General features: G+C 51.5%; 7 protein-coding genes. 6 read left to right on the top strand and 1 reads right to left on the bottom strand.

All coding sequences use genetic code 11. From position 1 onward, the window contains the following. Window positions 1-325: carboxylesterase family protein (locus ABF824_RS04885; RefSeq protein ID WP_415486766.1), on the bottom strand; the 325-nt coding region annotated here is incomplete at its 3' end. 247 nt (window positions 326-572) lie between these two features. Here ABF824_RS04885 and ABF824_RS04880 point away from each other — a divergent pair. From ABF824_RS04880 to ABF824_RS04855, 6 genes are all read left to right on the top strand, one after another. After that, a complete protein-coding gene (locus ABF824_RS04880; protein ID WP_415486765.1) occupies window positions 573-1,529 on the top strand; it encodes an alpha/beta hydrolase family esterase in 957 nt (318 codons plus the stop codon). Between the two features lie 191 nt (window positions 1,530-1,720). After that, window positions 1,721-3,415 (top strand): acetolactate synthase large subunit, encoded by a 1,695-nt coding sequence (locus ABF824_RS04875; RefSeq protein ID WP_415486764.1) that lies wholly within the window; start codon window positions 1,721-1,723, stop codon window positions 3,413-3,415. A 46-nt stretch (window positions 3,416-3,461) separates the two neighbouring features. Next, a complete protein-coding gene (locus ABF824_RS04870) occupies window positions 3,462-4,592 on the top strand; it encodes a zinc-dependent alcohol dehydrogenase family protein (protein WP_415486763.1) in 1,131 nt (376 codons plus the stop codon). Next, window positions 4,589-5,620: a poly(R)-hydroxyalkanoic acid synthase subunit PhaE gene (locus ABF824_RS04865; RefSeq protein ID WP_415486762.1), complete on the top strand. Its 1,032-nt coding sequence runs from the start codon at window positions 4,589-4,591 to the stop codon at window positions 5,618-5,620. The genes ABF824_RS04870 and ABF824_RS04865 overlap by 4 nt, the downstream gene beginning before the upstream one ends. A gap of 1 nt (window position 5,621) precedes the next feature. Next, window positions 5,622-6,713 (top strand): alpha/beta fold hydrolase, encoded by a 1,092-nt coding sequence (locus ABF824_RS04860; RefSeq protein ID WP_415486761.1) that lies wholly within the window; start codon window positions 5,622-5,624, stop codon window positions 6,711-6,713. After that, window positions 6,713-8,287, top strand: a complete 1,575-nt coding sequence (locus ABF824_RS04855; RefSeq protein ID WP_415486760.1) for an acyl CoA:acetate/3-ketoacid CoA transferase — start codon at window positions 6,713-6,715, stop codon at window positions 8,285-8,287. The genes ABF824_RS04860 and ABF824_RS04855 overlap by 1 nt, the downstream gene beginning before the upstream one ends. The last annotated feature ends 165 nt before the right edge of the window (window positions 8,288-8,452 follow it).

Raw genomic sequence — 8,452 nt, 5'->3', positions numbered from 1 at the left:
CGTGCATCCACACGAGAACGGGAAGCTTTTTCTCTGCTTTTTTCTGAACGGGCGCCCCTACGTTGAGGTCGAGACAATCCTCGCTCATCACCTTCATGTTGCTGAAATAAAAATTTCTCGATTTATGCCATGCTTGCGGACAGCTTGGCCCAAACTCTTTCGTCTGCCTTATGCCATTCCAGGGAATGGGCGGTTCGGGTGGACACCAGCGCAAAGCATCCACCGGTGGCTGCGCAAAAGGTATTCCCTTGAAAACCATAAGGTTACGATGAATTTCACCTTCAATCTGTCCTTCTTCGACACGCAGGACAACTGCTGAAGCCATCGGTTTTTCCGCTCAAATGTTCGCACAAGAAGTCACAGTGACGTGACCTGTCGCTTTCAACGTGCCTAGCAAGCCTTTGTTGCGTTTCTTCGGGCAAGATTAAAGTAATTACAAATAGGAAACGCCGCACTCATTTAGACATTAGAATAGCTGACAAGGACAGACCGATCGACACACTTCAACAGAAAAGGTGAAACGCGTGAGCCCATGGCCCGACCCACGACAGTTTTTCAAAACTGGCAAAACCATGAGCATGGTTCTTTCGATGAGTGGTGCCTCTTTGGTCGCCCGGGCGGCAAGGGGTTTTTCCGCATCTTCCAGAGCGGCCGACATTCCTGAAAAATCGTTTTATATTGGAGGGAATACCGACTTACGTAATGGAAGCATGGAGTGGAAACTCTTCATTCCTTCGCATTATGACGGCAGTACACCCTGCCCCCTGGTCGTTATGTTGCACGGATGTGGTCAGACGGCTGATGATTTCGCCGTAGGCACAAAAATGAACTGGCTGGGTGATGAAGCAAACTGCTTCGTTCTCTATCCCAATCAAGCATCCTTTGCGCACATGATGGGATGTTGGACATGGTATTCACCCACACATCAGAAGCGCGACAGTGGCGAGCCGGAACTGATTGTCACCACTATCAGGCAAATTCAGGAGCAGTACACCATAGATCCGAAAAGGATATACGTTGCTGGCATGTCTTCAGGAGGCGCCACCGCCCTGACGATGGGCATTGTCTATCCCGAGATATTCGCCGCTGTCTGCGTGCATAGCGGTTTGGCCTACCGGTCCGCCAGCACACTGTATCAGGCCTTCGATACCATGCAGGCAGGCCACAATGGCTATAAACTGTCACCCGACCTGCTCGCGCGCCTACCCCCCCTGATCCTCTTTCACGGATCAGAAGACCAGATTGTAAATGTCAAAAATTCTCAAGCCATTGTCAGGCAATTTACGCACAACCGTGACCTGAAAAGCGAAGAGACCACAGAGAGACCACCTACGGGTTATCCGTGGACAAGAACAGTCTGGCGTAATGAAGCTGGACATGTCGTTCTGGAAAACTGGCTGGTGGAAGGTATGGGGCACGCATGGTCACAGGGCGATCCCTCCGGATCCTACACCGATCAACGCGGACCAAACGCCAGTGTGGAAATGCTACGGTTTTTCTTTGAACATCCAAAAGAGAACTCCGAATAAAACAAAACATTTCATCTTATAAAGATTACTTAAAAAAAATCTCCAAAGCCTTCTGAATAAGCAACTCTCCTGACTGCGGAACATTCTTGTTCCAAGCAACATTCCCCGAAACAAATCACCACAGTCGAAACATTTCTCCAGCCGAAAAACGTTTCCGTGGAAAATCCATTCTGTTGCAAGGAGAAGAAAAGATGATGATCGGGTCGGATATCCTTGTTGCTACACTTGAAGAAATGGGGGTCGAATATATTTTCGGTGTTCCAGGCGAGGAAACTCTCGACCTTTTGGAGTCCCTGCGAAAGTCTTCGATCGCGCTCATTCTGACACGCCATGAACAGACAGCGGCCTTCATGGCGGCAACCTGGGGACGTCTCACCGGCAAACCCGGCGTGTGCCTTGCAACATGCGGACCGGGCGCACTGAACATGACCACGGCTGCGGCATATGCTCATCTCGGTGCGATGCCGATGATCATGATTACGGGTCAGAAATCCATTTTCAGCTCGCCCCAAGCCGGATTTCAGGTCACCGATGTCGTAGGAACATTCCGACCAATCACGAAATTCTCCTGCACAATAAGCGCTGTTTGCGACATCTCATCCCTTACCCGCAATGCATTTCAGCTTGCAACAAACGAGCGACGCGGGCCGGTATTACTGGAGCTTCCAGAAGACGTGGCGAGCGCCGAATGTGAGACACCACCGCTCCTTTCCCGAACAAATACTGGAACCATGGTGGCTTCTCCGGCGGATCTCGAACGGGTAAGCGCCCTGATACTATCGGCCAAGCGGCCACTGGTCATGCTGGGTGCAGCCGCCAACCGACCGGAAGCCTATGAAGGCATTCATACCTTCATCCAGAAGCTGGAACTCCCTTTCTTTACTACCCAGATGGGCATGGGAGCCGATGGAGGGCTGGATGATTACTTTCTTGGCACGGCGGCACTATCGCGCAATGACTATCTCCACGACCTGATAGCAAGTGCCGATCTCATCATTTCCATCGGGCACGACACGGTGGAAAAACCGCCCTTCATTCCCCAGCCAGCCAACCAGCGCATTCTTCATATTGGCTATATCAAGCCCTGTGTCGCCACTGTTTATAATCCCGACGAAGAACTGATTGGCGATATCAGTTTTAACCTGCATGCACTCACGCGACTTCTGCATGGGCGAATGGAGCAGACAAGCACTCTGCTTCATGCACGCAACGTCATTCATGACAGAACAGGTGGCAACTCCGAAAAGGAAACGTGGCCCCCTGCTCCACGGCAGATTGTCCGTGCCGTGCGCAATATCATGCCTGATGACGGCATCGTGGCGCTCGACAACGGTATGTACAAGCTCTGGTTTGCACGAAACTACCGGGCTATGGCGCCCAACACCCTTCTGCTGGACAATATGCTGGCCACAATGGGTGCCGGCCTGCCTTCTGCCATGACGGCTGCCCTGCTCTATCCCAATCGACGTGTACTGGCTGTGTGCGGCGACGGTGGATTCATGATGAACAGTCAGGATCTGGAAACCGCCGTCAGGCTCATGCTGAATCTCGTCGTGCTGATCATTGATGACGGCGCTTACGGCATGATCCGCTGGAAACAGGAAGCAGAAGGCTATGCAGATTTCGGCATGACCTTCTCCAACCCCGATTTCGTCCAATATGCCCGCGCCTATGGGGCCTCAGGTTATCGTGTTCAGGCCAGTGACGATATCGCGAACATCATTGATAGCGCTTTCAACGCTGGCGGCGTCCATCTCGTGATTGTCCCCATTGATTACTCTGAGAACATGACTGTGCTCGTCGAAGAGCTCTCCATCCGGGAAACCCACAGCTTTTCGGAAAATTTTGAACACAAGAAAAACGATTTCCCAGAATCTCATCCCTGATGCATTGCCACCGCAATGCTGGTTTGGTTTTGATCAGGAGTAAATAATGAAAATTAAAGCTGCGCTTCTGCGAAATATGAATGCAAAACCTCCTTACGCCGAAAGCAGACCATTAGAGATAGAGACAGTGGAAATCGATCCCCCTGGTCCGGGGGAGGTGCTGGTCAAAATCCGGGCAGCCGGTCTGTGTCACTCGGACCTTTCAGTTATCAACGGTGATCGTCCCCGTCCCATGCCAATGGTGCTGGGACATGAATGTTCCGGCATTGTTGAAGAAGTTGGCGACCTGGTAACTTCTGTTGTGCCGGGAGACCATGTCGTCATGGTCTTCATGCCGAGCTGCGGCAGTTGTATTCCCTGCGCCGTGGGACGCCCGGCCCTATGTGAACCAGGCGCAAAAGCCAATGGCGCGGGCACATTACTGACCGGCAAACGCCGTCTCCACTGTGACGGAGAAATCGTCAATCATCATTTGGGTGTTTCCGGATTTGCCGAATATGCCGTTGTGTCTGAACGGTCCATTGTCAAAATTGACGACACTATCCCTTTCGACGAAGCGGCCCTGTTTGGATGCGCGGTGCTGACGGGTGTCGGAGCGGTCGTCAACACCGCCAATCTACGCGCCGGGCAAAGTGCCGCCATCATCGGGCTGGGCGGTGTGGGACTGGCGGCTGTGCTGGGGGCCGTTGCCTCTGGAGCCAGACAGATCGTGGCCATCGACCTTTCCGGAGAGAAGCTGAATCTAGCTCAGGCTCTGGGAGCAACACATGCCATCAATCCAGCCGAAGACGGCGCAATTGAGAAAATCATCGAACTGACAAACGGCGGTGTCGATTACTGCATGGAAATGGCCGGAGCCGTCAAAGCCATGGAACTCGCGTGGAAAATCACGCGCCTGGGCGGAACAACCGTCACGGCAGGCCTTCCCCCTCCCGGTTCCGCATTAGCGGTCCCTCTCGTTCAACTAGTGGCAGAAGAGCGCACGCTCAAGGGCAGCTATATCGGCACCTGTGTGCCCCGCCGTGATATTCCCAACTACATCGGCCTTTATCAGGAAGGGCGATTGCCGGTGAACAAACTCATGACGGGAAAACTGACACTCGATCAAATCAACGAGGGGTTCGATCTTCTCCATGAGGGAAAAGCCGTGCGTCAGATCATTGAGTTTCAGCCATGAACGGACAGGATGCATTCGCCGTGATGACACGGTTCTGGCAGCAGCAGACCGAAATGGCGCTGGAATTCAGTAGGCAGGCCGCACAGGCGACTACGGCCTTTTCCGGACTGAGCGACACCCCTCCTCCGGAAAATATGCCTTTCGGACAGATACAGAGTGCCATCGCCGATAGTATGGCTGCGTCCACTCAGTTTTTCACCACGTTCTGGAAAGAGTTTACGGCTCCCGGCTCTTCTGGAGAAGCTGGTGTTCCGACACTTCAATGGTTCGGACGGATGTTTCAGGAAGACAGCGTCGCGAACCGTATCGCTGAAGGATCCCCGATCAGCGAATGGTGGCAATTTGAAAAACTGTTCGCTGAAGTCCGTGCCGCATGGGTCGTTCTTCAGGAACGTGGTGCCGAATGCGGGTCTCTGGTTTTCGACACGTTTCTGGAAGCCAATCTGCAATTCGGAGATGCGCTTACTGCTTATATCAAAGCGGGCAAACCGGTAACGGATGCCGCTACCGCGTTGTCCATCTGGGGTGAAGTCACCAATCATCTTCTGACCAATCTCCAACGACGTGAGGATTTTCTCGAAAGTCAGGCAGCGTTACTGCGCTCGACTGCCGACCTGAAACTGGCCCAACAGAAAATAGTCGATCGTTACGCTGATCTTCTCGGCATCCCGACACGGGGTGAAATGGATGACGTTCACCGGTCCCTGACCCAGTTACGGCGTGAAGTCCGAATTCTTCAAAAAAATATAGAAGCTGAAGCCGCCGAGACGAAATCTTCCCCAGATCAGCATCCAGAGAATAACGCTCCTCAAAAACGCGTTCAGAATACCACGAACAACGTCTCCCTTTCGCAAACTCCCGTTCCTCGAAAAACCAGCAACCAACGCACTTCTAAGCCTTCTACGCCGACAGATACCACTGTCACACCGAGACAGAAGAAACAGCCTGTAAGAACAGTAGGAAAAACCCGAAAAACAGCCGTGAACAAAAAGAGCGCTGAAATAAGCCCGCCGCCAAAAGGAGGTTGACATGGTCACAACCAGAGAAGTCGAACGCGATATTCACGGCAAGCGCAGTGCGTCGCCCTTCGCTCGTCGTGCTTCCGTACAGATTGCCACAACACCGAAGGAAGAAGTCTGGCATCGGGACAAAGTAAGGCTTTTCCGTTTCAGGCCAACCAAACCATCGATTTTTCATATTCCTGTTCTGATATCTTACGGCCTGATTGGTCGCTGGACGATGGTTGACCTGCAACAGGACAGGTCTCTTGTCAGCAAACTGCTCGACGCAGGCATTACGGTCTATGTAGCAGACTGGGGCAACCCGTCCCGTGCTGACCGCTTTCTTACACTTGATGATTATATCTGCGGCTACCTTGATGATTGCATCAACGAAGTCTGCCACCGGGAAAAAGTCGATAGCGTCAATCTTTTTGGTGTTTGCGAAGGGGGGGTATTCGGCCTTGCCTACGCTTCACTCAAACCAAGTAAAATCAACACTCTTATTTTAGCGATTACGCCGATCGATTTTCATGCTGACCAGAAAAACAGCAGTGGCAGCGAGGGTCTTCTCAATGTATGGATCCGCAGCATCCCTTCAGCAGATGTCGATCGTATCATTGATTCTCAAGGCAATTTACGCGGCGCTTTCATGGGCACGATTTTTACCATGCTCACCCCCGTACGCAGCATGCTCAAATACAATTCCGATCTTGTAAATATCGTTTCCAATGAAGAAAAAACATTGAACTGGCTCTGCATGGAAAAATGGATTGCAGACCGCCCCGACCATCCTGGAGAAGCCGGGAAGCAATGGCTCAAGGACCTCTATCAGGAAAACAGGCTGATAAAAAATGAGTGGGAACTGGATGGTCAGAAAGTAAATCTGATGAACATCACAGCCCCTATTCTGAATATCTATGCCTCGGCGGATCATATCATTCCGCCTTCCACAACCTGCGTTCTCAAGGGAAAAACAGGCAGCACTGATTATAAAGAACTGAATTTACCGGGGGGCCATGTTGGAATTTTTGTCGGTTCTCGCGCACAAAATCTTTTTGGCTCTTCCATCATCGAATTTCTGAAAAAATACGATACTGCAAAAGTAAGTGAGAAAGCATAATGCAGGAGAAAATTGTTCCAATTTCAAAAGCAATAAAATCAATTCAAGACGGTGATACTATCGCCATTAACGGTTTCGTCGGCATAGGCACCCCAGAAGAACTTGTCATTGGTCTGGAAAAACGGTTTCTGGAAACCGGCGCTCCATCAAACGTAACGCTGACCTTCGCGGCAGCACCGGGAGACGCTGGAGAACGAGGCCTCAACCGCCTCGCGCATAAAGGGCTGGTTGGACGTGCCATTGGAGGGCACTGGTCTCTTGTGCCAAAAATTGCGGCTCTTGCTGTCGATAACGAAATTGAGGCCTACAATCTTCCGCTCGGATGTATCTCACAGCTTTATCGCGCTATTGCCGCACAACGTCCCGGTATGTTGTCCCGCGTGGGTGTCCGCACATTTGTGGACCCACGGATTGAGGGCGGGCGCATTAACGCACGCACGCTGACAGATCTGGTAAAATTCATTGATCTGGAGGGGGAAGAATACCTCTTTTACAAAACCTTTCCCATCAATGTCTGCTTTATACGCGGCACTACCGCAGACCCGGCGGGCAATGTCACGATGGAAAAAGAGGCCGTGACACTGGATGCGCTGCCGATTGCCATGGCAACACGCAATTCTGGTGGCACCGTAATCGTGCAGGTTGAACAGATTGCCGAGCGAGGCTCGCTTAATCCGAGGAACGTGCAAATACCCGGCGAACTTGTCGATTATATTGTGGTCGCCTCCCCCGAAAACCATGACCAGACTTATGCCACTCATTACAGCAGCGCCTTGGCCGGACAGATCCGTGTGCCGGTTGAACGCATCCCTCCCCTTCCCTTGGATGAACGCAAGATCATCGCGCGTAGAGCAGCCATGGAGCTTCCTGACAGGGCCATCATCAATCTCGGAATTGGTATGCCGGAAGGCGTTGCATCCGTGGCTGCAGAAGAGAACGTCCTGAACCATCTGACTCTTACAACAGAGTCCGGCGTCATAGGGGGCTTTCCTCAGGGTGGACTTGATTTTGGCTCTGCATTGAATGCTTCGGCAGTCATTCCCCAGAACCAGATATTTGATTTCTATGAAGGTGGCGGCCTGAATCTGGCCGTCCTTGGCATGGCTCAGGTGGATGAGAAAGGGAATGTCAATGTCAGTCGGTTCAATGGTCGGCTGGCAGGAGCCGGAGGTTTTATCAATATTTCCCAGAATGCCCGGAAGATCATTTTTTGCGGGACTTTTACTGCCGGTGGGCTGAAAATTTCAACGGAAGGAGAAACACTGACCGTTTTGAACGAAGGAAAATCGAGAAAATTCATTAAGACTGTAGAACAGATTACATTCAGCGGCGATTATGCCCGTCATCTTGGACAGGACGTGCTTTACGTCACGGAGAGATGTGTTCTTTCACTGGGACCGGATGGCATGGAACTTATCGAAGTGGCTCCGGGTATTGATATCGAAAAAGACATTCTAGCCCACATGGACTTTCAGCCCATTGTGCATTTTCCCCGTCTTATGGACGAACGACTTTTCAAAACAGCATGCCTCGGACTGGCGCGCATCATGAAGAACAATGAGAAAACCCGATAAACTGTAGCTACGCAAAGAGTTTTCACCGATCTCTTACACAATGAAATATTGAAACATTAACGAAATTTCTAACACTTTCTGCATTCACCTCTATAGTCTGAATATTACGGTCTGTGCCCCCACGCGGATCGTTTGCCCCTTCATAATGTCGCCAGTCCAGGTTGT

Origin of the sequence: Acetobacter sp. (assembly GCF_047721705.1) — a bacterium.
Taxonomy (GTDB): Bacteria; Pseudomonadota; Alphaproteobacteria; order Acetobacterales; family Acetobacteraceae; genus Acetobacter.
This window is presented reverse-complemented; position numbering and strand designations above follow the sequence as displayed.